This window comes from Plantactinospora sp. WMMB782 (genome assembly GCF_049179135.1).
Taxonomy (GTDB): domain Bacteria; phylum Actinomycetota; class Actinomycetes; order Mycobacteriales; family Micromonosporaceae; genus Plantactinospora.
The window spans coordinates 1,904,490-1,927,024 of the sequence record NZ_JBMHMC010000007.1 but is presented as its reverse complement, the minus strand read 5'-3'; the positions used below and the strand labels follow the sequence as shown (position 1 = coordinate 1,927,024).

The following is a 22,535-nucleotide window of genomic DNA, read 5'->3' as shown; positions in this document are numbered from 1 at the left end:
GGATCGGGGCGGGTCGGGCGGATCGGAATGGGTCGGGTCAGCGGGCAGTGGTTCAGCGGGTGGCGCGGCGGCGACGGCGGTTGGCGTCGTGCCGGAGCATCACGGCCAGCCCGGGAAAGCCGACCAGGAAACCGGCCAGGCAGGTCCAGAGCCAGTGCTCCCGGCCGGTGTCGGCGAGCCAGTTCCGGAAGAAGAGCAGCAGCACCAGCCCGACGACCGCCCAGATCACGATCCCGGCGACGGCGAACGGGACCATCGGCGGGTCGAGCGGCTCGATCAGCTGCTTCTCCTCCGACACCGCTCAAGGGTACGGGCGTGCCGGTCGGGGTTGGTAACCGGGAAGGTCTTTGCCGGTAACGGGTGATCTGGGACGATGCCCCGATCGACGATCACCCGAGCACGCTCGTACACCCCCTGCGAGGACGCGATGGACAACGCCCCGACGAAGCCGGCCGGACGACCCGGCGCCGGTAACGCGTTCGACCGGTACTTCGAGATCACCGCCCGCGGCTCGACGGTGGGCCGGGAGGTGCGCGGCGGGCTCGCCACCTTCTTCACGATGGCCTACATCGTGGTGCTCAACCCGCTGATCCTGGGCAACGCGGTCGACGGCGACGACGCCCGGCTGGCAATTCCGGCGCTGGCCGCGGCGACCGCGCTTGTCGCCGGGGTGATGACCATCCTGATGGGTGTGGTCGGCCGGTTCCCGCTGGCGGTGGCCGCCGGCCTCGGCGTCAACGCCCTGGTGGCGTACGAGATCGCGCCGCAGATGACCTGGGCCGACGCGATGGGCCTGGTGGTGATCGAGGGCGTGATCATCGCCGTGCTGGTGTTGACCGGGCTGCGTACCGCCGTGTTCCGGTCGGTTCCGACGCAGCTCAAGACCGCCATCGGGGTGGGCATCGGGTTGTTCCTGACCATCATCGGGCTGGTCGACGCGGGCTTCGTCCGGCGGCCCGAGTCGGGCACCGTGCCGGTCGGGCTGGGCATCGGCGGCAAACTGGTCACCTGGCCGGCGCTGGTCTTCGTACTCGGGCTGCTCTTCACGTTGGTGCTGGTGGTGCGCCGGGTCAAGGGCGCGATCCTGATCGGCATCCTCGCCTCGACCGTGCTGGCGATAGTGGTGGAGGCGATCGCCGGAGCCGGCCCGTCGGTGGTGGACGGCAAGCCGAACCCGGCGGGCTGGTCGCTGAACGTGCCGGCGCTGCCGGAGCGGGTGGTGGACACCCCGGACCTGTCCCTGCTGGGCCAGTTCGACCTGCTCGGCTCCTGGCAGCGGGCCGGGGTACTTGTGGCGCTGATGTTCGTCTTCACCCTGTTGATCACCGACTTCTTCGACACCATGGGCACGATGGTGGCGGTCGGCCAGGAGGGCGGGCTGCTCGACGAGCAGAAGATGCCGCCGCGTACCCGGGAGATCCTGCTGGTGGACTCGATCGCGGCGGCGGCCGGCGGCGCGGCGAGCACGTCGAGCAACACGTCGTACATCGAGAGTGCCGCCGGAGTCGCGGAGGGTGCCCGGACCGGGGCGGCCAACCTGGTCACCGGCGGGTTGTTCCTGCTGGCGATGTTCCTGGCCCCGCTGGTCGTGGTGGTGCCGTTCGAGGCGGCGTCGGTGGCGCTGGTGATCGTCGGGTTCCTGATGATGACGGCGGTGCGGACCATCGACTGGGCCGACTACGAGATCGCCATCCCGGCGTTCCTGACCATCGTGCTGATGCCGTTCACCTACTCGATCTCCAACGGCATCGGCGCCGGTGTGATCAGCTTCGTGGTGGTCAAGCTGGCCCGGGGCAAGGCCCGGGAGGTGCACCCGCTGCTGTACGGGGTGGCCGCGCTCTTCGTCCTCTACTTCCTGCGCGGTCCGATCGAGAGCGTGCTGTTCTGAGCCGACCGGCGGCTGTTCTAACCTGTTCGGCAGCCGTTCCGGCAGGTGTGCCGGTTCGTCGGGCAGCGGTGACAGTGGTCATAGTCGGTGGTCGTTAGCCTAGCTTATTAGTTAAGCTAACGACCGTGACGGAGTGGACGGTGATGGCGAAGCGCACGCCACCGGCGCAGCTCGCGACGATGCTGCGCGATGCGATCACCAGACTCAACCGACGGGTACGGCAGACCCGGCCGGTCGGCGACCTCACGGGGACCCAGCTCTCCGCCCTGACCAGCCTGGAGCTGGCCGGCGCGCTGAGCCCCCGCGAACTCGCCGACACCGAACGGGTCCAGCCGCCGACGATGACCAAGATCGTCGCGAAGCTGGAGGAGCGCGGCCTCGTGCAGCGCACCCCCCATCCGACCGACGGCCGGCAGGTCATCCTCTCGACCACCGACACCGGCCGCGCGATGCTCGCCCAGTTCGACCGGGCCCGCAACGAGTGGCTGGCCGGCCGACTCGCCGAGCTGACCGCAGAGGAGCGCGACACGCTGGCCCGTGCCGCCGAGATCCTGCAGAAGGTGGCGCGCGCCTAGGGCGCCGCGGCACACCGGGTCCGCTTCGTCCACCAGGACCGTACGGCCGCGACGTAGCGGCAGGCGGTCGGGATGACGCGTACGACCCGAGGAGGCGCACCCCGAGTGCGGGCAAAGCTGAGCACCACCTTCCAGTCCCTGACGGTTCGCAACTACCGGCTCTTCGCCACCGGTCAACTGATCAAGTTGATCGGGGTGTGGATGATGTTCACCACGCAGGACTGGCTGGTCCTGGACCTCTCGGACAACTCCGCCTCCGCACTCGGCGTGGTGATCGCGCTCCAGTTCACCCCGGTGCTCCTGCTCACCCTGCTCTCCGGCCGGCTCGCCGACCGGTACGACAAGCGCCTGCTGCTCTTCCTCGCCAACTGCACCTGGAGCGTGCTGGCGCTCGGCATGAGCGTGCTGGTGTTGACCGGGCTCGTCCAGCTCTGGCACGTCTTCGTCTTCGCCGCCCTGCTCGGGGTGGCGAACGCGGTCGAGACCCCGGTACGCCAGTCCTTCGTCTCCGAACTCGTCGGCACCCCGCTGCTGCCGAACGCGCTGGCGCTCTCCGCCGCGACCTTCAACTCGGCCCGGATCATCGGCCCGGCGGTGGCCGGGTTGGGGATCGCCCTCTTCGACGTCGGCCCGGTCTTCCTGGTCAGCGCGGTCAGCTCGATCGCCCCGGTGGTCTGCGTGGTGCTGATGCGCCCCACCGAGCTGCACCGCGAGGAGCTGCCGCCGCTCGCCGAGCGGGGCTCCGCCCGGGTGATCGACGGGCTCAGGTACGTCGCCCGCCGCTCCGACCTGGTGCTGCCGATGGCGCTGATGTCGGTGCTGGGGCTGGCCCTGTTCAACTTCCAGCTCACCCTCTCGGCGCTGGCCAAGACCACCTTCAACACCGGGGCCGCCTCGTTCGGCCTGTTCACCACCGCGCTCGCGGTGGGTGCGCTGGTCGGCGCGCTCGCCGGCAGCGGTCGGCGGAGCCGGCCGTCGGTCTGGGTGGTGCTGGGCGCGGCCGTGGCCACCGGTGTCTGCGGCACGCTGGTCGGGCTCGCTCCCGCGTACTGGATGGTGGTGGCGCTGCTGCCGCTGACCGGGTTCTTCATGGTCTTCTTCGCCCAGGCGTCCAACCAGCGGGTGCAGCTCGGCGTCGACGCGGCCTTCCGGGGCCGGGTGATGGCACTCTGGGTGCTCGTCTTCCTCGGCTCCAACCCGGTCGGTGCGCCGATCATCGGCTGGATCGCCGAGCGGTTCGGCGCCGGGGCGAGCATCTGGATCGGCGGCCTGATCTCGCTGGCCGCCGCCGGTACGGCGCTGGTCTGGCAACTGCACCGCACCGGTACCCGACTCCGGCTGCGCATCCTCCCGCTGCCCCGCTTCTACGTGGTGCATCCGGCCGACACCTGAACCGCCTCTGGTGGCGCGCGGCGCATCCGCCGCGAGGGCCGTCGATCGCGGCGCGCCTGCCGTCGGGCCCGCTGACGGCGGGGCGTCCGCCCCTGGCCCGTCGACGGCGCGGCGTGTTCGCCCGTCGGGCCCGCTGGTGGCGGGCGCGTCCGCCCCTGGCCCGACGACGGCAGGGCGTGCTCGCCCGAGGGCTGTCGATGGCGCGGCGCCCTGCGGGCGTCGGACCCTTCTGGTTAGCTGGGCCCATGCTGCGTGTGCGACTTCTGGAGTGCCTGGCCGCCGACCAGGCGCGGCTGCGCCAGGTCGCCGCCACCGACCTGGCGGCCGACGTGCCGGGCTGTCCGGACTGGACAGTTGCCGACCTCGTCCGGCACGTCGCCGTGACCTACCTGCACAAGGTGGAGTGCATGCGGACGGGCCGGATCCCCTCGTCGTGGCCGCCGGACGTTTCCGCCGAGGAGCCACTGCCGCTCTTCGACCGGGCCTGCCGGGCGCTGGACGCCGAGTTCGACGGTCGCGACCCGGCCGCGCTCGCCCCCACCTGGTACGACCCGGACCAGACCGTCGGATTCTGGCTCCGCCGGATGGCACAGGAGACGGTCATCCACCGGGTGGACGCGGAGCTGGCGATTGGGCGGTCGGTGGCGGAGATCCCGGCCGACCTCGCCACCGACGGCATCGACGAGGTGCTGCGGCTCTTCCTGGGCTATCGTTCCCGGCGCTGGCCGGAGGACTTCGCCGAGGTGCTTCCCGGGTCCGCGGTCGAGATCCTGGCCACCGCCGGGCCGGCGAGCTGGCTGGTCCGGCTCGGCCCGGACGGTGCGACGGTGGCGTCCGACCGGGCGGCGGCACTCGCGGCCACCGTCCCGGTCGCCTCGGCCGGGAACGCGACCGCCGGCCCGGCGTCGAGCGCGACCGCCGGCCCGGCGTCGAGCGCGACCGCCGGCCCGTCCGGGAACGCGACCGCCGGCCCGTCCGGGACCGCCACTGCCGGGCCGGCGGCGACCGTCAGCGCGAGTCCGGACCGGATGCTGCTCTGGCTCTGGCGACGCCACGACGACGATGCGATCGCCTGGTCCGGCGACCGGGCGGCCGTAGACCGGCTGCGCCTCGCCCTCGCCCCGGCTACCCGCTGAACACCCCGTTCCGTGCAAAACCGGTAGCGGGCCGGGGAGCCGCCGGTTAGCGTCGGAGAACGTGGCCATCGTGCATGCATTCGCGCTGCCGCTGGCCCTCCTTGCCACGATCTGCCTGCCGGTCGCCCTGGCCGCGCTGATCTTCGCCGACGAGCTGGTCGACCGGCTCGCCGGTTGGCTCGCCGAGCGCCGGGAGGACCGCCGCTCGCGCCGGACGATAAGTCGGCTGGACCAGGCGTTCGAAGTGGACCCCCGGGCCGGCGATGTCGATCTTTCCGGACTCGACCAGGTGGATCACCCGGCGATCGAACGTATCGCCGCCGACCTGCGCCGGCTGGGCGACCAGCGGCTCAGCATCGCCGGCCGGTCCCGGGTCTGGCAGGCCGCGGTGCTGGAGGCGTACGACGACCGGCTGCGCCTGGCCAGCCGGTGCCTCGGGGTGGCCGAACACCTCGGCGACCTCGACGGCATCGACCTGGAGATCGAGCGGGTACGCGTCGAGGGCGAGTTGCAGGCCGCCGGCCTGGTCCTGCCGTCCCCGCAGCCCGGGCCGCGCCAGGGCAGCGGTTGAGCCGCCAGCCCGCGACCCGCTGCCGCCGAAGGGTGCGCTAGGTGCGTCTCTTCGTGGCCATCTATCCACCGCCGGAGGCCGTGGACGACATCGTCGCGCAGGTCCACCGGCTCCGGATCGGCGCGGCGGCCCGGTCCGGGGTCAACGTACGGCTGACCGCCCCGTCGACGCTGCACGTGACCGTCGCGTTCCTCGGCGAGGTGCCGGACGAGCGGCTGCCCGTGGTCGAGGAGGCGCTCTCCCGGGCGGTCGGGATGTGGCACCGTCCGCCGACGCGGCGTCGGCGCGGCACGGCCCGCCGACCCGGGCCGGAGACGTCCGGCGGGCCGCTGACTGGACGACCCGGGCCGGAGACGTCCGGCGGTCCGCTGACTGGACGACCCGGGCCGGAGACGTCCGGTGGGCGGCTGACTGGACGACCCGGGCCGGAGACGTCCGGTGGGCGGCTGGCGGGACGGGCCGGGCCGGAGACGTCCGGTGGGCGGCGGGCGCCCCGGCTCCGGTTCGGCGGCGGTGGGCGGTTCGGCCGGGGACGGTTCACGGTGCTCTGGGTGGGGCTGCGCGGCGAGGTCGACGTACTGCGCCGGCTGGGCGCGACGGTCCGCCGGGAGTTGCGCCGGGCCAGGATCCCGTTCGACGTCCGGCCGCTGCGACCGCACCTCACCCTGGCCCGCCCCGGCGAGCGGCTCGACCCGGAAAGTCTGGACGAGGACCTGGGCACCCTCGACGGCTATCTGGGACCGTCCTGGCCGGCGACCGAGCTGGTGCTGGTCAGCAGTCAGCTCGGCCCCCGGCCGGTGTACGACCGGCTGGCGAGCTGGCCGTTGTAGCGGCGTACCGCCGGGGTCAGGAGGTTTCGCGGGCGGCGGGACCGCCGCCGAAGAGGACGTCGTCCCAGCTCGGCAGGCGCTTGCGCGGCTTGCCGGCGGCGTCACCGGACTCACCGGAACCGGCTGCCGCGGCCCGGCGCGGCCGGAGCACCGCCAGCGACGGCACCGCCGGGACCTCCTTCGGCGCGTCGGCGTCGTCGTCGAACGCGGAGCCGGGACCACCGCCGAGCAGTGCGGCGGCGCCACCGGCGACGGGACGCTGCCGGGGCGCGTCCGGCGACGCCATCGACGCGGCCGGGTCGAGCCCGCGCCCGGCGGTCGAGCCGAGCGGCCGGTCCAGCCCGGCGAGCAGCGCGTCCCGGCCGGCCCGGATCGGGTCGCGGCTCGGACGCGGATGGTCACCGGCGGCGGCCGGCAGGCCGTGCCCGCCACGGCCCGGCTCCACCCGGGACGGGCCGGGCAGCGCGTGGCCACCGCGTTCCGGCGCGGGCTCCTGGCCGAGCAGCGGCGCGGGCCGCTCGGCGCACAGGTACTGCGCCATGTCGTCGTGCGGGGTCACCGCCTGGCGGGCCTTGTCGAGATCCCAGATCGCCTGTGCGGTGGCCTTGCCGGAGGGCCAGGTCGCGATGATCCGCCAGGTGCCGTCGTCACGCCGGTAGGCGTCCCAGGAGATCTTCTCGGTGTCGATGCCGTGCTGGGAGAGCCGACCGTCGACGATCTCGGCGAGCGGGGACTGGTTCTCGGCGTTCTTCAGCCGGGTCCGCCGGGCGTGCTGGGCGAGCATCGCCCGCTCCTGGAGCACCGGGCCGGCGTACCGCAGCACCCGGTCGACCGGCACCCCGGCGATCCGGGCCACGTCCTCGGCGGACTCGCCGGAGCGGATCCGGGCCTGGATGTCCCTTGGCGACAGTGAGGGTGCCGGTTCGGTGCCGGGACCGGCCACGGCCAGTGGAGCGCTGCCCGGCTCGGTGTGCAGGACGGTCGCGACCCGCTCGTCGATCGGCAGCGCGAGAAGACGGCCCACCTCGTCGGTGAGCACCATAGCTTGGCCGTCCTCGGAGAGGGCGACGAAGCGTACTGGCCGCATCGCGTTGCCTCCGTCCCGCCTCGCTGGCCCCACGCCACGGGTCAGCCACCCGGGCGTCCTCGTCACACGGTACGCCGCTCGGTCACCCGTTGGGGAGAGGCGCGCCCGCATGTCGCGGGTGAGCTGCGTCTTTCGATCCACTCGGGTCGGGCGGTCCGGCCGACCGGCCCGACCCGGGTGGCGGCGGGGCTCAGAGCCGGTCGACCACGTAGTCGACGCAGGTGGTGAGGGCTTCCACGTCGCCGGGCTCGACGGCCGGGAAGAGCGCGATCCGCAGCTGGTTGCGGCCGAGCTTGCGGTACGGCTCGGTGTCGACGATCCCGTTCGCCCGCAGCACCTTGGCGATCGCTGTCGCGTCGACCCCGTCGGCGAAGTCGATCGTCGCCACCACGTTGGAGCGCAGTGCCGGATCCGTCACGAAGGGTGTCGCCACGGCGGAACGCTCGGCCCAGCCGTACACGGCCGCGGCGCTCTCGGCGGTGCGCTTCGCCGCCCAGGCCAGCCCGCCCTGCGCGTTCATCCAGTCGGTCTGCTCGGCGGCCAGGAAGATGGTGGCCAGCGCCGGGGTGTTGTACGTCTGCTCCAGCCGCGAGTTGTCGATCGCGGTGACCAGGTCGAGGAAGGCCGGGATGTACCGCCCCGAGGACCTGATCTCGGTGGCCCGGGCCAGCGCGGCCGGCGACATCAGGGCCAGGAAGATCCCGCCGTCGGAGCCGAAGCACTTCTGCGGGGCGAAGTAGTAGACGTCGGTCTCCCGGACGTCCACCTCCAGCCCGCCCGCCCCGGAGGTCGCGTCGACGAGCAGCAGCGCGTCGTCGTCGGCGCCGGCCACCCGGCGGATCGGCACCGCGACACCGGTCGAGGTCTCGTTGTGCGGGGTGGCGTAGACGTCGACGCCGGCCTCGGCGACAAGCGACGGCGCGCTGCCCGGCTCGGACTTCCGCACGGTCGGCTGGCCCAGGAACGGTGCGTCGGCGACGGACTTGGCGAACTTGGCGCCGAACTCGCCGAAGCTGGCGAACTGGGCCCGGTCGCGGACCAGACCGAAGGTGGCGACCTCCCAGAAGGCGGTGGTGCCGCCGTTGCCGAGTACGACCTCGTAGCCCTCGGGCAGGGAGAAGAACTCGGCGATGCCCCGGCGCAGTCGGGCGACCTGGTCGCGCACGGTCTTCTGCCGGTGCGAAGTGCCGAGGTACGTCGTCGCGACGTCGGCCAGCGCGGAGACCGCGGCCGGACGCACCTTGGAGGGGCCGCAGCCGAACCGGCCGTCAGCAGGTCTGATCTCTTCGGGGATCCGAATGGTCGATACGTCAGCCACGGTTACGAAGATCCTTCCGGTGGGCCGAGAGGCCCGTGAGCCGAGCGGGTTGCCGGCGACGCTGCCGCCCGCCCATCCTCGCACCTCCGCCGGACCACCCGGGCGCCGATCCCACCGCGCCGGCTGAGTTCTGCCCCACAGTCCGGGGTGAGGTGCATGGAAGGGCCCGCGCATATCCCGAAAACGATGTGCGGGGGCCCTTCCTTACAGCTCAGACGTCGTGCGGGACGGCGTCCCAGCCTTCTACCTCGGTGGGCTTGCGGGGGCCGGGACCGGTGTACCGGGCGGCCGGCCGGACCAGCCGCTTCAGCTTCTTCTGCTCCAGGATGTGCGCGCTCCACCCGCCCATCCGGGCACAGGTGAACATCGAGGTGAACATGTGCGCCGGTACCTCGGCGAAGTCGAGCACCACGGCCGACCAGAACTCGACGTTCGTGGCGAGTACCCGGTCCGGCTTGCGGGCGTGCAGCTCGGCCAGCGCGGCCTTCTCCAGCGCCTCGGCGATCTCGAAACGCGGCGCGCCCAGTTCCTTGGCGGTACGCCGGAGCACCCGGGCGCGCGGGTCCTCGGCCCGGTAGATCCGGTGCCCGAAGCCCATCAGCCGCTCACCCCGGTCGAGTACGCCCTTGACGTACCCCTCGGCGTCGCCGCTGCGCTCCACGGCCTCGATCATGTGCAGTACCCGGGACGGCGCACCGCCGTGCAGCGGCCCGGAGAGGGCACCGATCCCGGACGAGATGCACGCGGCGGCGTCGGCGCCGGTCGAGGCGACGATCCGGGCGGTGAAGGTGGAGGCGTTCAGCCCGTGCTCGGCGGCGGAGATGAAGTAGGCGTCGACCGCCTTGACGTGCCTCGGGTCGGGCTCGCCCCGCCAGCGCTTCATGAACCGCTCGACGATCGTCTCCGCCTTGTCGATCTCCTTCTGCGGTACGGCCGGCAGCCCGAGCCCGCGCGCCGACTGGGCGACGAAGGAGAGCGCGGTCACCGAGACCCGGGCCAGGTCCTCCCGGGCCTGCTCGTCGGAGATGTCGAGGAACTGGTTGAGCCCCCAGTACGGCGCCAGCATCGCCACCGCCGACTGCACGTCGACCCGGATGTCGCCGGAGTGCACCGGCACCGGGAACGGCTCGGCCGGGGGCAGGCCGGGACCGAACCGGCCGTCCACGAGCAGCGCCCAGACGTTGCCGAAGGAAACCTGGCCGATGAGGTCTTCGATGTCGACCCCGCGATAGCGCAGCGCCCCTCCTTCCTTGTCAGGCTCGGCGATGGCGGTCTCGAAGGCGATCACGCCTTCCAGCCCCGGTTTGAAGTCGGACATGCGCGCTCCTGGATCGGTCGTCCGTGCGTTGCGGGCCCGCCCGGCGGTGCCCGGCGCGGGCCCTTGCGTACTCAGCGATGTATTCGTGCCATCTTGCCTGCTGGGTAACTAACTTTGCGAGAGGTCACGGTTGTGCTACACGCGACACGGGCCGGTCCGGAGGTGCCCGACCCCGGGACGTCCACCGGAGGCGGGCGGGTCGGTGCGGGCGCTCCGGCTTCGATCGAGGAACAGGGATGTGACGTGATGCGGGACACACCGCCGGCCGGGCTGCGCCGGGAGTACGGGTCGGTCGACGGGCTCACCGAGGCGGATCTGGCGCCGGACTGGTGGACCCAGTTCCACCGCTGGTTCCTCGACACGGTCGCCGCCGGGCTGCCCGAGCCGAACGCGATGGTGGTGGCCACCGCCGACGACCGGGGCCGGCCGAGCACCCGGACGGTCCTGCTGAAGGGGTACGACGAGCGCGGGCTGGTCTTCTACACCAACTACGGGTCGCGCAAGGGCACCGAGGCGGGGACGAACCCGTACGCCAGCCTGCTGCTGCCGTGGTTCCCGATGCAGCGGCAGGTGGTGGTCTGCGGCACGATCGGGCCGGTCGACCGGGCCGAGACGGAGGCGTACTTCGCCACCCGGCCGCGCGGCTCGCAGCTCGGTGCCTGGGCCAGCCCGCAGTCGGAGGTGCTCGCCGACCGGGCCGCCCTGGACGACCGGTTCCGGGAGGTCGCGCAGCGGTTTCCGGACGGCGTGCCGGTGCCGCCGCCACCGCACTGGGGCGGCCTGCGGGTGGTGCCGGCGACGGTGGAGTTCTGGCAGGGACGGGCCAGCCGGTTGCACGATCGACTGCGCTACCGTCGGACCGGTGCTGACGATTGGATCATCGAGCGGCTGGCGCCTTGACCGGCGTTGATCCCGCCGCCGAACGGGGGGACGGCGACTCCACCCCGCCCGGCGGGACCGCGGCCGGCTCCGCCGCGTCGCGCCAGCCCGCCGCCCGGACCGCCGCACCGGACCGGACCGCTGCCGGGACCGTGACGCCGGACCAGACCGCGGCCGGCGCCGCCGCACCGGGCCGGGCCGCCGCCGAACCGGGCCAGGCCGCCGCCGGGTCGGGGCTGGCCGGGACCGCCGAGCCGGCCGCCGCCGCGGTCAGGGCCGGGTCCGGGGGGCGGTTCGCCCGGTGGGCGATGGACGTACGACCGCTGCGGGTGCCGGCGTACCGGCGGCTCTGGATCGGCAACGGCGTCTCGATGTTCGGCTTCCAGCTCACCGCTGTCGCCGTACCGGTGGAGATGTTCGCGCTGACCCGCGAGTCGTTCTGGGTCGGACTGCTGGGCATCGCCGGATTCGTCCCGCTGCTGGTCTTCGGCCTCTGGGGCGGTGCCGTCGCCGACGCGGTGGACCGGCGCAAGCTGCTGCTGGCCAGCTCGCTGCTGATGTGGCTCTCCACCGGCGGGCTGCTGCTCCAGGCGGTGTTCCGGGTCGGCAGCCCGGTGCTGCTGCTGGTGCTGGTGGCGGTGCAGACCACCGCGTTCGCGATCAGCTCGCCGGCCCGGCAGGCGATCATCGCCCGGCTGGTGCCCGCCTCGCTGGTGCCGGCGGCGAACACCCTTGGTTACACCACGACGACCGCTGGTGGTGTGATCGGTCCGCTCGCCGCCGGTCTGATCTTCTCGGCCGGCCCGGTCGAGGTGGTGCTCCCGGTGGCGTACGGGGTGGACGCGCTGCTCTTCACCGTCTCGCTCTGGGCCACCTACCGGTTGCCTCCGATGCCGCCGTTGGACGACGGCGGGCAGCCCCGGCGGGTCGGCCTGGCCAGCGTGGTGGACGGGTTCCGCTATCTGGCCACCACTCCGGTGCTGCTGCTCTCCTTCGCCGTGGACATCATCGCGATGGTGCTGGCGATGCCCCGGGCGCTCTTCCCCGAGGTGGCGCAGGAGCGGTTCGGCGGCGGTTCGGCGGTCGGTTGGCTGTTCAGCGCGATCGCCATCGGATCGGTGCTCGGCGGCCTCACCTCCGGCTGGATCAGCCGGGTACGCCGGCAGGGGCTGGCCCTGGTCGGCGCGGTGGTCGGCTGGGGGCTGGCGATCGCCGCCGCCGGCCTGGCCCGGCAGCTCTGGTTGGCCGTCGTCCTGCTCGCGGTGGCCGGGGCGGCCGACCTGGTAAGCGCGGTCTTCCGGCAGTCGATGTTGCAGGTCTACGCCCCGGACCGGCTGCGCGGCCGGTTGCAGGGGGTGAACATCACGGTTGTGGCCGGCGGTCCTCGGCTGGGTGACCTGCGGGCCGGCAGCACCGCCGCCGCCTTCGGGGTCGGCTTCGCCTGGGTGGGCGGCGGGCTGGTCGCGGCGGTACTCGCGCTGTTGCTCGGGCTCCTCTTCCCGGCGCTGGTCCGCTACCGGGCCCCACAGAGCGACGACGACCGCCTGCTGGACGGGCCCGCCGGATCCGATGCGCCCGCCGGGTCGGCGTCGGTCGGGGCGGACGCCGGTCCCGAGCCGGCCGGTGTGACTGTGCGCGACGGCCACCATCGAAGATCGTGAGGCCGGCCCCGCGTGGCGGCACGACAGCCGAAGCGGCGATTCTTCGATATGATCACGGACAGGTGCCATTCGGCGTGAGTCGGCTGGCCAAGATTAATGTTGCGCTCTGCGCACTCAACCACGGGGAGGTAGTGACTATGAGGTCTTACGAGTGGGGATAACCCGGATCAGTCGGGGATAACCCGAATCAGCTGAGCGTAGACAGCAACCCCCGGGGCCGTCGTGCCCCGGGGGTTGCTGCTTGCGCCCCTTGGGAAGGGCCCGCCGCGGCCCGGTCAGCCGGGCGCTACCGCCGGTCAGCTCGGCGCGGCTCCCGGGTAACGGCTATCGTCCCGGCATGGACAACGTCAAGGCGGCCCGGCCGCTCTCCGGTGCACAGTGGACCATCTCGGCGGGCGACCAGCAGGCCGTGGTGGTCGAGGTCGGTGGCGGGCTGCGGGCGTACCGGGCGAACGGCGTGGACTACCTGGACGGGTACGCGGAGGACGAACTGCCGGCCGGCTGCGCGGGTCAGGTGCTGGCGCCGTGGCCGAACCGGATCCGGGACGGGAAGTACACCTTCGCCGGGCAGGAGCTGCAACTTCCGCTGACCGAGCCGCAGCGGCACACCGCCATCCACGGTCTGGTCAACTGGCTGCCCTGGCGGCTTGTCGAGCAGCGGCCGGACGAGGTGGTGGTGGCCTGCGAGATGCCGGCCCAGGTGGGCTACCCGTGGCCGCTGTCGATGCGGGCGCGCTGGCAGGTCGGCGCCGACGGGCTGCGGGTGAGCCACGAGGCCACGAACGTCGGCCGGGAACCCTGCCCGTTCGGTTTCTCGGTGCACCCGTACCTGCAACTGCCCGGGGTGGCCGTGGACGACCTGCGAATGCGGGTGCCGGGGCGCAGCCGGCTGCTGCTGGACGGCCGGCTGCTGCCGATCGGGGCGGCGAAGGTGGCCGGCGGGGAGTACGACTTCACCGAGCCCCGCCGGATCGGCCCGGCCGTACTGGACCTGGCCTTCGGGGACCTCGACCCGGCGCTTGTGCACGACTGGGGTTCCAGCGTCACGCTTGCCGCTCCCGACGACGGTGCGGCGGTGAGCATCTGGGCCGACCCGTCGTTCGGCTGGTGGCAGGTCTTCACCGGGGACACCCTGACCGGCGACCGCTACCGGCGGTCGGTGGCGGTGGAGCCGATGACCTGCCCGCCGGACGCGTTCCGCTCCGGCCGGGACGTGATCGTCCTCGAACCGGGGCAGACCTGGCAGGGCAGCTGGGGCATCCGGCCCGGCGCCTGACACGGGCCTGACGCGGAGAGGCGGCGCTCGCGATGGAGTTCTCGACGGTGGTCCGGCGGCGGCGGATGGTCCGCAACTACGACCCGGACCGGCCGGTCCCGGCCGAGCTGGTGGACCGGTTGCTGGAGCACGCCGTCCGGGCCCCGTCGGCCGGGTTCTCCCAGGGCTGGGCGTTCCTGGTGTTGACCGAGCCGGCGGACCGGGAACTGTTCTGGACGGCGACCGCCCCGGACACCCCCCGGCCCGACCCGGCCGGCCGGGGGCAGAGCCGGTGGCTGGCCGGGATGCGCCGGGCGCCGCTGATCGTCGTACCGCTGGCGGACCGGGCGGCCTATCTCGACCGGTACGCCGAGCCGGACAAGGGCTGGACGGACCGTGACGAGTCCCGCTGGCCGGTGCCGTACTGGTATGTCGACACCGGCTTCGCCGCGCTGTTGATGCTGTTGACGGCGGTGGACTCCGGGCTCGGCGCCTGCTTCTTCGGCATCCCGGCGGAGCGGGTCGACTCGTTCCGGGCGGCGTTCGGGGTGCCGGCGGAGCTGATGCCGATCGGCGCGCTCAGCATCGGCTACCCGGCCCCGGACCACCGTTCGCCCTCGTTGCGGCGCGGTCGCCGGCCGCCGGCCGAGGTGGTGCACCGGGGACGATGGGGGCTGACGTCCTGACCGCAGCCAGTCAATGGGTTACCGATAGTAGTAACGAAACTGACATCGGCGGACAAACCACGGGGTAGTCGGAGGTCGCTAGGCTGACGGGCGTCGTTGGTAGCGTGCGGCGTGCGTCGGTGGCGGGCCGCCGGAGCAGCAGGGCGAGGGGTCGGGCCAGCACGGCCATGGGGAGGAGCGTGCCGTCGTGATCTTCAAAGCGGTTCGGGACGGGCGTCCCTACCCGGACCACGGGCTCACGTTGAAGCAGTGGGCAGAGATCCCGCCACGCCCGCTGCGCCTCGACCAGCTCATCACGACCAAGCGGGAGCTCGCGCTGGACAAGCTGCTCGCCGAGGACTCCACCTTCTACGGCGACCTCTTCCCGCACGTCGTGCAGTGGAGTGGCGGCCTCTATCTGGAGGACGGGCTGCACCGCGCGCTGCGCGCCGCGCTCCAGCAGCGCAACCAGATCCACGCCCGGGTCCTGGTGCTGCCGGCCCCCTGAACCGGACGCCTCCCGGGGCGGCCGAGGACGCCGGGCGGACGTCCCGAGCCGGACGGGGGCCGGAAGCCCGAGCGGGCCGCCGTGGCCGCCGGCTGGCTAGGGTGGCGGCCATGACCGAGGAATCCGGTCGGGCCGGGACACCCCCGCTCGACCTGCTCGACCTGGACGGAACGCTTACCGAGGAGGACCGCCAGATCCGGTCCGTCGTGGCCCGGCTCGTCGACACCCGGGTACGCCCGCACGTCGCCGGCTGGTACGAGGCCGGTCAGGCCCCCGTGCGGGAACTGGCCGTCGAGTTCGGCCGGCTGGGCCTGCTCGGCATGCACCTGACGGGGTACGGCTGCGCCGGTGCCTCGGCGCTCGCCTACGGCCTGGCCTGCCTGGAACTGGAGGCCGGCGACTCCGGCGTACGGTCGCTGGTGTCGGTGCAGGGATCGCTCGCCATGTACGCCATCTGGCGGTACGGCTCCGAGGAGCAGAAGCGGCACTGGCTGCCCCGGATGGCGACGGGTGAACTGATCGGCTGCTTCGGGCTGACCGAGCCGGACCACGGCTCCGATCCCGCCTCGATGACCACCCGGGCCCGGCGGGACGGCTCCGACTGGGTTCTCTCCGGCGGCAAGATGTGGATCACCAACGCGCCGGTGGCCGACCTCGCAGTGGTCTGGGCGCGCACCGAGGAGGGGGTGCGGGGTTTCGTCGTACCCATGGGAACGCCCGGGGTGGCGGCCCGGGAGATCCGTCGGAAGATGTCGCTGCGCGCCTCCTCGACCGGCGAGATCACCCTCGACGGGGTCCGGCTGCCGGCCGATGCCCAACTGCCGGCGGCGACCGGGCTGCGGGCCCCGCTGAGCTGCCTGACCGAGGCCCGCTACGGCATCGTCTGGGGCGCCCTCGGTGCCGCCCGGGACTGCCTGCACGCCACCCTCGACTACGCCGGCAGCCGGACCCAGTTCGGCCGGCCGATCGCCGGTTTCCAGCTGACCCAGGCGAAGCTGGCCGACATGGCTGTCGAGTTGCAGAAGGGCTATCTGCTGGCCCTGCACCTGGGGCGGCTCGCCGACGCCGGCACACTCCGGCCGGAGCAGGTGAGCGTCGGCAAGCTGAACAACGTGCGGGAGGCGATCGCGATCGCCCGGCAGTGCCGGACCATTCTCGGCGCGAACGGCATCAGCGGGGAGTACCCGGTGCTCCGGCACGCCAACAACCTGGAGAGCGTGCTGACCTACGAGGGGACCTCCGAGATCCACCAGCTGGTGATCGGGCAGCGGCTCACCGGGCTCGCCGCGTTCGGCGGCTAGCCCGGCGACCCGGCGGCCGGGCGACCAGCCTCAGCTCAGCTCAGCTCAGCTCAGCTCAGCTTGCGGGCGGAGCGGAGGGCGGTGGCCAGCGTCTCCAGGGCGGCGGCGCTGCCGGCGTACGAGAAGCGGGGTTCGCTGTTCCAGCCGACTACCTGGTTGGCCTTGACCGCCGGGAGCTGGCTCCAGGTCGGCTTCCTGGTCAGGTCGTTGGGCTGGAGCGTCGAGCTGCGGTTGTCCAGCAGCAGCACGTCGGCCGGGTACTTGTCGGCGTTCTCCCAGCTCAGGCTCTCAAAGTAGCCGAGGTCGTCGAGCTTGTCCGGCACGATCACGTCCACGCCCAGCGACTTGTAGTAGTTGATGTCGGAGTTGACGGCCGGGTTGGACGCGTAGAAGAGGTCCTCGGCGGCGGAGCAGGCGAGCACCCGGAGGCCCGGGTTGGCCGCCACGGCTTCCCGGATGCTCGCGGCGGCGGCCTCGAACCGGGCCTTGGCGTCGGTGACCTTCGCGGCGTTCAGGTCGGCGCCGAGCGCGGCGGCGAGTTCGGCGTGCCGGCCGATCACCTTGTCCAGCGGGGCCCGGGAAGCGACCAGGGCCACCGTCGGGGCCAACGGCACGATCTTGTCCTTGCTCTCGTCCGGCACGTACCAGAGGGAGTTCTTCTCGTACTCGTGCGTGACAAGCAGTTCCGGCTTGACCGAGGCGTACGCCTCGATGTTGAACTCGCCCCAGGTGTTGCCGATGACCGTCAACTTGTCCACCGGCAGGTCGCCGGCCTGCACGTCCGGGCTGCCGTCGGCGCGCTTGGTCGGGCCGAAGACGCCGACGAGTGACTCGGTGACGCCGAAGTCGTAGAGCGCGGCGGCGGTGCCGACGAACGCGACGACCCGCTTCGGCCGGCTGGCGGCGGTGGCGGTCTGGCCCCGGTCGTCGGTGAAGCTCCACGCACCGCCGGAGCCGGTCTCCGTGCCCGGCTCGTCGTCCTGGCCGCAGGCGCCGAGCAGGGCGGTGAGGCCGAGCGCGCCGGCCGCGCCGAGCAGGTTCCGGCGGGTGAACTGACGAGGGTGCGGCATGACGTGCTGCTCCTTGGCTGGTCGCTGCGCAGGGCGGAACTGGGTTCGGCCGGCGAACCATTGTCGTCCGCCGGGCGTAGGTTAGCCTGACCTAAGTTGCCTTTGTCAAGTCGGGTAGACGCCGTCGAACCGTCGCTGACCTGCCCGTCGGCAACTGCGGGACCGCCCGGGTCAGCCGAACGGCGTCGGCTCGGGCGGGCGCGGGGGATTAGAGCCGGCGGCCCGGGGGTAGCCCGTCGCGTGGAAGCCGGAGACATCGCCGCGCACGGGCTGCTGGCCGACGGTCGCAGCGCCGCGCTCGTCGACCGTGCCGGCTCGGTCAACTGGTGGTGCCCGGAGCGGTTCGACGCGCCCTCGGTCTTCTGCCGGCTGCTCGACGTCGCCGGCGGACACTGGTGGATCCGGCCGACGGAACACTTCGAGGTGCACCGGGACTACCTGCCGGACAGCCTGGTGCTGCGTACCGTCTTCCGGACCGCGCACGGCGAGGTGGCGCTCACCGACGGGCTGCTGCTGGAGCACGGTGCCCGGGGACACGCGATCGGCTGCCGGTCGCCCGGCATCCTGGTCCGGTCGGTGCAGGGACTTTCCGGCACCGTCCCGATGGAACTCTCCTACTGCCCCCGGTTCGAGTACGGCCGGCGCACCGCGTACCTGGTGTGGCGGGACGGTGAACTGACGGCGACCTCCGGGCCGACGACGCTGACGCTGGCCGCCCCGATGCCGTTGCCCGTCTCCGGCGCCGAGGCGACCGTCCGGTTCACCGTCGGTGCCGGGCAGCGGGAGACATTCGTGCTGGCCTACCGGCCGACCTTCCACGAGGCGGCGCCGCAGCCGGTCGACGGGTCGGATGCGCTCGACGACACGCTCGCCGGTTGGCAGTCCCTGGCGGCGCACCACGACTACCAGGGCCGATACCCGGAACTGGTCCGGCGCAACGCCCTGGTGCTACAGGGACTCACCTACGCGCCGAGCGGCGCCGTGGTGGCGGCGGCGACCACATCACTGCCGGAGGAGATCGGCGGCGACCGCAACTACGACTACCGGTACGCCTGGCTGCGCGACTTCAGCCTCACCCTGCGGGCGCTCTGGGTCGCGGCCTGCCCCACCGAGGCGAACCGGCTCTTCGGCTGGGTCGCCTCGGCCGTCGGCCGGATCGGCGAGGAACCGGTGCCGATCATGTTCGGTGTCGAGGGGGAGCGGGACCTGACCGAGCGGCGCATCGAGACGCTGCGCGGTTACGCGGACAGCTCGCCGGTGCTGGTCGGCAACGAGGCGTGGCGCCAGCGCCAGCTCGACGTACCCGGTGAGGTGCTGGACGCCGCCTGGCGGCTGCGGGACTACCTCGACCCGATGCGCCCCGAGGTCCGCGACCTGTTGCGCAGCCTCGCCGACCAGACGATGCGGACCTGGCGGGAGCCGGACGCCGGGATGTGGGAGGCCCGGGACGCCGCCCGGCACTACGTGTCGTCGAAGGTCGGCTGCTGGGCGGCGCTGGACCGGGCGGTCCGGTTCGGCGACCGGCTGGGCGACGCCGCGGACCTGGCCCGCTGGACGGCGACCCGGGACGAGATCCGCGAGACGGTGCTCCGGGAGGGCTGGAACGCGGAGGTCGGCGCCTACACCGGGGCCTTCGGCTCGGACCAGCTCGACGCCAGCGTGCTGCTGATGCCGATCGCCGGCTTCCTGCCCGCCACCGACGAGCGGATGCGGGCCACGATCCGGCTGGTCGAGGAGCGGCTCTCCCGGGGCGGCCTGGTCCGGCGTTGGGCCGGGGACCCGGCGGCCTTCACGATCTGCTCCTTCTGGTTGGTGCGCTGCCTGGTGCTGGCCGGTGAGCGCGACCGGGCGGCGGCGATGTTCGAGAACGTGGCATCGGTCGCCAACGACCTCGGGCTGCTCGCCGAGCAGGTCGACCCGCACACCGGCGAGCAGCTCGGCAACTTTCCGCAGGCCTTCTCGCACATCGGACTGATCAACGCGGCCTGGGAACTCACCACCGCCGCCTCGGACGGGGCGGCGCAGACGGGGGAGGAAAGCTGATGACCGGACGGCTCGAAGGAACGACGGCCCTGATCACGGGCTCGGACTCGGGGATCGGGCAGGCCACCGCTGTCGAGTTCGCCAAGGAGGGCGCCGACCTGGTGGTGCACTACCTGCACGACCACGACGGCGCCCAGCACACCCGGGAGCAGGTGGAACAGGCCGGTGGCCGGGCCGTCGTGGTGCACGGCGACATCAGCGACGAGCAGCAGGTCGACGCCATGTTCGACACCGCGCTGGCCGAGTTCGGCGAGCTGAACGTGCTCATAAACGATGCCGGGGTGGACGCCTCGGGCATTCCGGTGATCGACCTGGACACCGAGACCTGGGACCGGGCGATCCGGGTCAACGTCTACGGCGCGTTCTTCTGCTCGCGGCGGTTCGCCCGGCACCGCCGGGACCAGGGCGGCAAAGGGAAGATCATCAACATCACCTCGATCCACCAGGAGGTGGCCCGGGCCGGCGGCTCGGACTACGACACCAGCAAGGGCGCGCTGCTCAACCTGGCCAAGAGCATGGCGCTGGAACTCGCCCCGATGGGGATCAACGTCAACAACATCGGGCCGGGCATGGTGCTAACCCCGTTCAACCAGCGGGCCATCGACGACCCGAAGTACCTGGAGGAGCAGGTGCAGAGCATCCCGTTCAAGCGGGCCGCCGAACCTGTCGAGATCGGCCGGCTGGCGGTCTTCCTGGCCAGCTCCGACGCCGACTACGTGACCGGGTCGACCTACTTCATGGACGGCGGCCTGATGCAGAACCAGGGCCAGGGGGCCTGATGCCACGGCGGAAGAACCGCTGGTCGCGGTAGGGTCGGCCCGGTTTGCCCGAGGAACTGCTGGCCCGCGCCGTCGGAGTGCTTGTCACCATCGTGGAGGCGGTGGGGGCGGCGGTGATCTTCGTCGGCGCGGTGTGGACCGCCGGCCGGTTCGTGGTGGCCGGGATCCGCTACCGGTCGGCCGCCGTCTTCACCCCGATCCGGCTGTCGCTGGGCCGGTTCCTGACCCTGGGGCTGGAGTTCCAGCTCGCCGCCGACATCCTGCGTACCGCGGTCTCGCCGAGTTTCGGGCAACTCGGCCGGCTGGCCGCGATCGCCACCATCCGGACGGCGCTGAACTACTTCCTCGGCCGGGAGATCCGGCAGGAGCAGCGGCAGCTCGGCACCCCGGACGAGCCGCCGCCGGGCCGGCGCGGGCCCGGCGGCCCGGGACCGGCCGGACGGGGTGGACCGGATGGACCGGGTGGACCGGGTGGAACGGGTGGCGCGGGTGGCGCGGGGACGGGCCAAGCGGGTGGCGCGGGGACGGCCGGACCGGGCGGCGGAGGAACGGCCGGCGCGGGGGACCGGCGGTGAGGGGGCTCGGCACACTGCTCACCGCGCTCGCCCTGGTGGTGGCGGCGGTGACCCTGCTGACCACCAGGTCGTGGCGTACCGCGCTGCGGGTGCTGCTGGACCTGCTGGTGGCGGCCGGTCTGGTCCGGCTGGCCACGCTGGAGAACTGGACCGATCTCGCCGGTGCCGCGATCGTGATCGCGCTGCGCCAGCTCGTCTCGGCGGCCCTACTCGGCTCCGGCCGGCCCGACGTGGGAACCGGGCCGGCCGGAGACCGGGTGGTGGGAGGATGGCTGAGGGGGAGGTGGCCGGGAACGGGTACGGGCCGAACCCGCTCCCGACCGACCTCTTAGAAGCCGCGCCTGCTGTTCGGGTCGGAGGCGACGGCGAGTGTCTGCTGGAGACCCCGGTAGGCGGCCTTCGGCTGGAAGTTCTCGTCCAGCGGGGTGGCCGCGCCCTGACCCTCGAAGAAGCCGGGGACCCAGGAGTACTTGTCGGTGAAGCCCCACACGGTGAACATCACGCAGCGCGGGGTGAGCAGGCAGGCCGTGAGCAGGGTGTTGAAGCTGCCCACCTGCCCGGCCTCCTTGTAGGTGTCGATCGGCAGGAAGAACCGCACGTCGACCTCGGTGAAGGCGGTCTCCAGGCCGAGCTTGTCGAACCGGGCCAGGTTCTGCGGGGCGTCGATCGGCAGCGGGTACTGGAGGTCGAGGTGGCCCTGGAAACCCATGCCGTGCAGTGGCACCCGCTGCTTGCGCAGCTGCTTGGCCAGCTCGTAGTAGGCGGTGCTCTTCGGGTTGATGTTGTCGATCGCGTAGTCGTTGAGGAAGAGCTTGGCCCTCGGGTCGGCCGCGTGTGCCAGGCGCAGGGCGTAGGCGATGTAGTCCGGGCCGAGAAGCTGGTGGAAGATGGTGTCCCGGAGCACCGGGGAGTTGCCGTCGGTGAACGCCTCGTTGACGACGTCCCAGGCCCGGACCTTGCCCCGGTAGCGCTTCACCACGGTGGTGATGTGGTTGCGGACGATGTCACGCAGCTCGGCCGCGTCGATCGAGCCGTCGGCGACGCCGTCGGTCAGCCAGGCGGGGAGCTGGCTGTGCCAGAGCAGCGTGTGCCCGTGCACCTTCTGCCCGTTGCGCCGGGCGAACTCGACAAGCTCGTCGGCCGGGCCCCAGTTGTACTCTCCCCGGGTCGGCTCCAGCTCGGCCCACTTCATCACGTTCTCGGCGGTGACCGCGGAGAACTCCCGGGCGGCCAGCTCTCGGTACTCGGTGTCGGCCTCCAGGGCGGCCATGTCGACCGCGGTACCGATGCCCAGGCCGTGCTTGCGGGCCAGCACCCGCAGCGGAAGGTCGGTGGACGTCCCGCGCGGTCCGTGCGCGGCGGGGCCGCCCAGGGACTGCGGTGCCTGGGCCGGTGCCTGCGCCGGTCCCGCGGTGGCGGTCGACGGCCCGATCGGGTAGAGGGCACCGGCGGCGAGCACGCCGACCAGGGCAATCCGAAGCTTTCTCATCGAACAAGGCCTCCAGGGTGGGGTTCGACGTTGCGCCGCCGGCCGGAGCCGGCGGGACCGGCGCACGAGGGGACGGATGCACGGCGATCACTACCGGAACGCCCACCGGACTCGGATTGCTGCCGAATGGATTGTCAGAGATCCGACACTTTGAATGGGCCGCAGGGTGTTCCCGTGACCTCAGCGAATGTGTTA

General features: G+C 72.5%; 20 protein-coding genes and 2 pseudogenes. 16 read left to right on the top strand and 6 right to left on the bottom strand.

Going from position 1 to position 22,535, the window contains the following annotated elements; genetic code table 11:
- Window positions 1-52 precede the first annotated feature (52 nt).
- Window positions 53-256, bottom strand: coding sequence for a DUF2530 domain-containing protein (locus ACN28A_RS10835; RefSeq protein ID WP_421404284.1), 204 nt, complete (start codon window positions 254-256; stop codon window positions 53-55).
- Between the two features lie 171 nt (window positions 257-427).
- Here ACN28A_RS10835 and ACN28A_RS10830 point away from each other — a divergent pair, with 171 nt between their 5' ends.
- The 6 genes from ACN28A_RS10830 (at window position 428) to ACN28A_RS10805 (ending at window position 6,392) form a co-directional block, all read left to right on the top strand.
- The gene (locus ACN28A_RS10830) at window positions 428-1,888 is read left to right on the top strand and encodes an NCS2 family permease (protein WP_421404282.1); all 1,461 of its coding nucleotides are present in this window, start codon (window positions 428-430) and stop codon (window positions 1,886-1,888) included.
- A 125-nt stretch (window positions 1,889-2,013) separates the two neighbouring features.
- On the top strand, window positions 2,014-2,463 hold the full coding sequence (locus tag ACN28A_RS10825; RefSeq protein ID WP_421394656.1) for a MarR family winged helix-turn-helix transcriptional regulator: 450 nt from the start codon (window positions 2,014-2,016) through the stop codon (window positions 2,461-2,463).
- Between the two features lie 105 nt (window positions 2,464-2,568).
- Window positions 2,569-3,855 (top strand): MFS transporter, encoded by a 1,287-nt coding sequence (locus ACN28A_RS10820; protein WP_421394653.1) that lies wholly within the window; start codon window positions 2,569-2,571, stop codon window positions 3,853-3,855.
- Window positions 3,856-4,100: 245 nt separating this feature from the next.
- On the top strand, window positions 4,101-4,991 hold the full coding sequence (locus tag ACN28A_RS10815; protein ID WP_421394652.1) for a maleylpyruvate isomerase N-terminal domain-containing protein: 891 nt from the start codon (window positions 4,101-4,103) through the stop codon (window positions 4,989-4,991).
- A 61-nt stretch (window positions 4,992-5,052) separates the two neighbouring features.
- Entirely contained in the window at window positions 5,053-5,562 is a 510-nt protein-coding gene (locus tag ACN28A_RS10810; protein WP_421394650.1) for a hypothetical protein, read from the top strand.
- A 41-nt stretch (window positions 5,563-5,603) separates the two neighbouring features.
- Window positions 5,604-6,392 (top strand): 2'-5' RNA ligase family protein, encoded by a 789-nt coding sequence (locus tag ACN28A_RS10805; protein WP_421394648.1) that lies wholly within the window; start codon window positions 5,604-5,606, stop codon window positions 6,390-6,392.
- A gap of 16 nt (window positions 6,393-6,408) precedes the next feature.
- Here ACN28A_RS10805 and sepH read toward each other — a convergent pair whose 3' ends face one another.
- From sepH to ACN28A_RS10790, 3 genes are all read right to left on the bottom strand, one after another.
- Window positions 6,409-7,479 (bottom strand): septation protein SepH, encoded by a 1,071-nt coding sequence (gene sepH / locus ACN28A_RS10800; protein WP_421394646.1) that lies wholly within the window; start codon window positions 7,477-7,479, stop codon window positions 6,409-6,411.
- A gap of 190 nt (window positions 7,480-7,669) precedes the next feature.
- Entirely contained in the window at window positions 7,670-8,797 is a 1,128-nt protein-coding gene (serC, locus tag ACN28A_RS10795) for a phosphoserine transaminase (RefSeq protein ID WP_421394643.1), read from the bottom strand.
- A 211-nt stretch (window positions 8,798-9,008) separates the two neighbouring features.
- On the bottom strand, window positions 9,009-10,115 hold the full coding sequence (locus tag ACN28A_RS10790; protein WP_421394641.1) for a citrate synthase 2: 1,107 nt from the start codon (window positions 10,113-10,115) through the stop codon (window positions 9,009-9,011).
- Window positions 10,116-10,361: 246 nt separating this feature from the next.
- Between ACN28A_RS10790 and pdxH the strand changes: the two genes are divergently transcribed.
- The 6 genes and pseudogenes from pdxH (at window position 10,362) to ACN28A_RS10760 (ending at window position 16,384) form a co-directional block, all read left to right on the top strand.
- On the top strand, window positions 10,362-11,015 hold the full coding sequence (gene pdxH / locus ACN28A_RS10785) for a pyridoxamine 5'-phosphate oxidase (RefSeq protein WP_421394638.1): 654 nt from the start codon (window positions 10,362-10,364) through the stop codon (window positions 11,013-11,015).
- Window positions 11,016-11,302: 287 nt separating this feature from the next.
- Window positions 11,303-12,517, top strand: a pseudogene (locus tag ACN28A_RS10780) (MFS transporter); the annotation flags it as partial.
- 475 nt (window positions 12,518-12,992) lie between these two features.
- A complete protein-coding gene (locus tag ACN28A_RS10775; protein WP_421394635.1) occupies window positions 12,993-13,931 on the top strand; it encodes an aldose 1-epimerase family protein in 939 nt (312 codons plus the stop codon).
- A 32-nt stretch (window positions 13,932-13,963) separates the two neighbouring features.
- Window positions 13,964-14,596 (top strand): nitroreductase family protein, encoded by a 633-nt coding sequence (locus tag ACN28A_RS10770; RefSeq protein WP_421394634.1) that lies wholly within the window; start codon window positions 13,964-13,966, stop codon window positions 14,594-14,596.
- A gap of 187 nt (window positions 14,597-14,783) precedes the next feature.
- Complete coding sequence (locus ACN28A_RS10765; RefSeq protein ID WP_421394632.1) at window positions 14,784-15,083, top strand: type II toxin-antitoxin system VapB family antitoxin; 300 nt, start codon at window positions 14,784-14,786, stop codon at window positions 15,081-15,083.
- 110 nt (window positions 15,084-15,193) lie between these two features.
- A complete protein-coding gene (locus ACN28A_RS10760; protein WP_421394630.1) occupies window positions 15,194-16,384 on the top strand; it encodes an acyl-CoA dehydrogenase family protein in 1,191 nt (396 codons plus the stop codon).
- Window positions 16,385-16,434: 50 nt separating this feature from the next.
- Here the strand turns inward: ACN28A_RS10760 and ACN28A_RS10755 are convergent, their stop codons facing one another.
- Complete coding sequence (locus ACN28A_RS10755) at window positions 16,435-17,454, bottom strand: ABC transporter substrate-binding protein (protein WP_421394628.1); 1,020 nt, start codon at window positions 17,452-17,454, stop codon at window positions 16,435-16,437.
- Between the two features lie 240 nt (window positions 17,455-17,694).
- On the opposite strand from ACN28A_RS10755, the gene ACN28A_RS10750 reads away from it, so the two are divergent.
- The 4 genes and pseudogenes from ACN28A_RS10750 to ACN28A_RS10735 all read left to right on the top strand — a co-directional run bounded on the left by ACN28A_RS10750 (window position 17,695) and on the right by ACN28A_RS10735 (window position 21,183).
- On the top strand, window positions 17,695-19,497 hold the full coding sequence (locus ACN28A_RS10750) for a glycoside hydrolase family 15 protein (protein ID WP_421394626.1): 1,803 nt from the start codon (window positions 17,695-17,697) through the stop codon (window positions 19,495-19,497).
- Window positions 19,497-20,276 (top strand): glucose 1-dehydrogenase, encoded by a 780-nt coding sequence (locus ACN28A_RS10745; protein ID WP_421394624.1) that lies wholly within the window; start codon window positions 19,497-19,499, stop codon window positions 20,274-20,276. The genes ACN28A_RS10750 and ACN28A_RS10745 overlap by 1 nt, the downstream gene beginning before the upstream one ends.
- Before the next feature lie 44 nt (window positions 20,277-20,320).
- Window positions 20,321-20,686: pseudogene (locus tag ACN28A_RS10740) on the top strand (DUF1622 domain-containing protein); the annotation flags it as partial.
- A gap of 161 nt (window positions 20,687-20,847) precedes the next feature.
- Entirely contained in the window at window positions 20,848-21,183 is a 336-nt protein-coding gene (locus tag ACN28A_RS10735; protein WP_421394622.1) for a hypothetical protein, read from the top strand.
- Here the strand turns inward: ACN28A_RS10735 and ACN28A_RS10730 are convergent.
- Window positions 21,180-22,340, bottom strand: coding sequence for an endo-1,4-beta-xylanase (locus ACN28A_RS10730; RefSeq protein WP_421394621.1), 1,161 nt, complete (start codon window positions 22,338-22,340; stop codon window positions 21,180-21,182). The two genes, ACN28A_RS10735 and ACN28A_RS10730, sit on opposite strands and share 4 nt — an antisense overlap.
- Window positions 22,341-22,535: the final 195 nt, after the last annotated feature.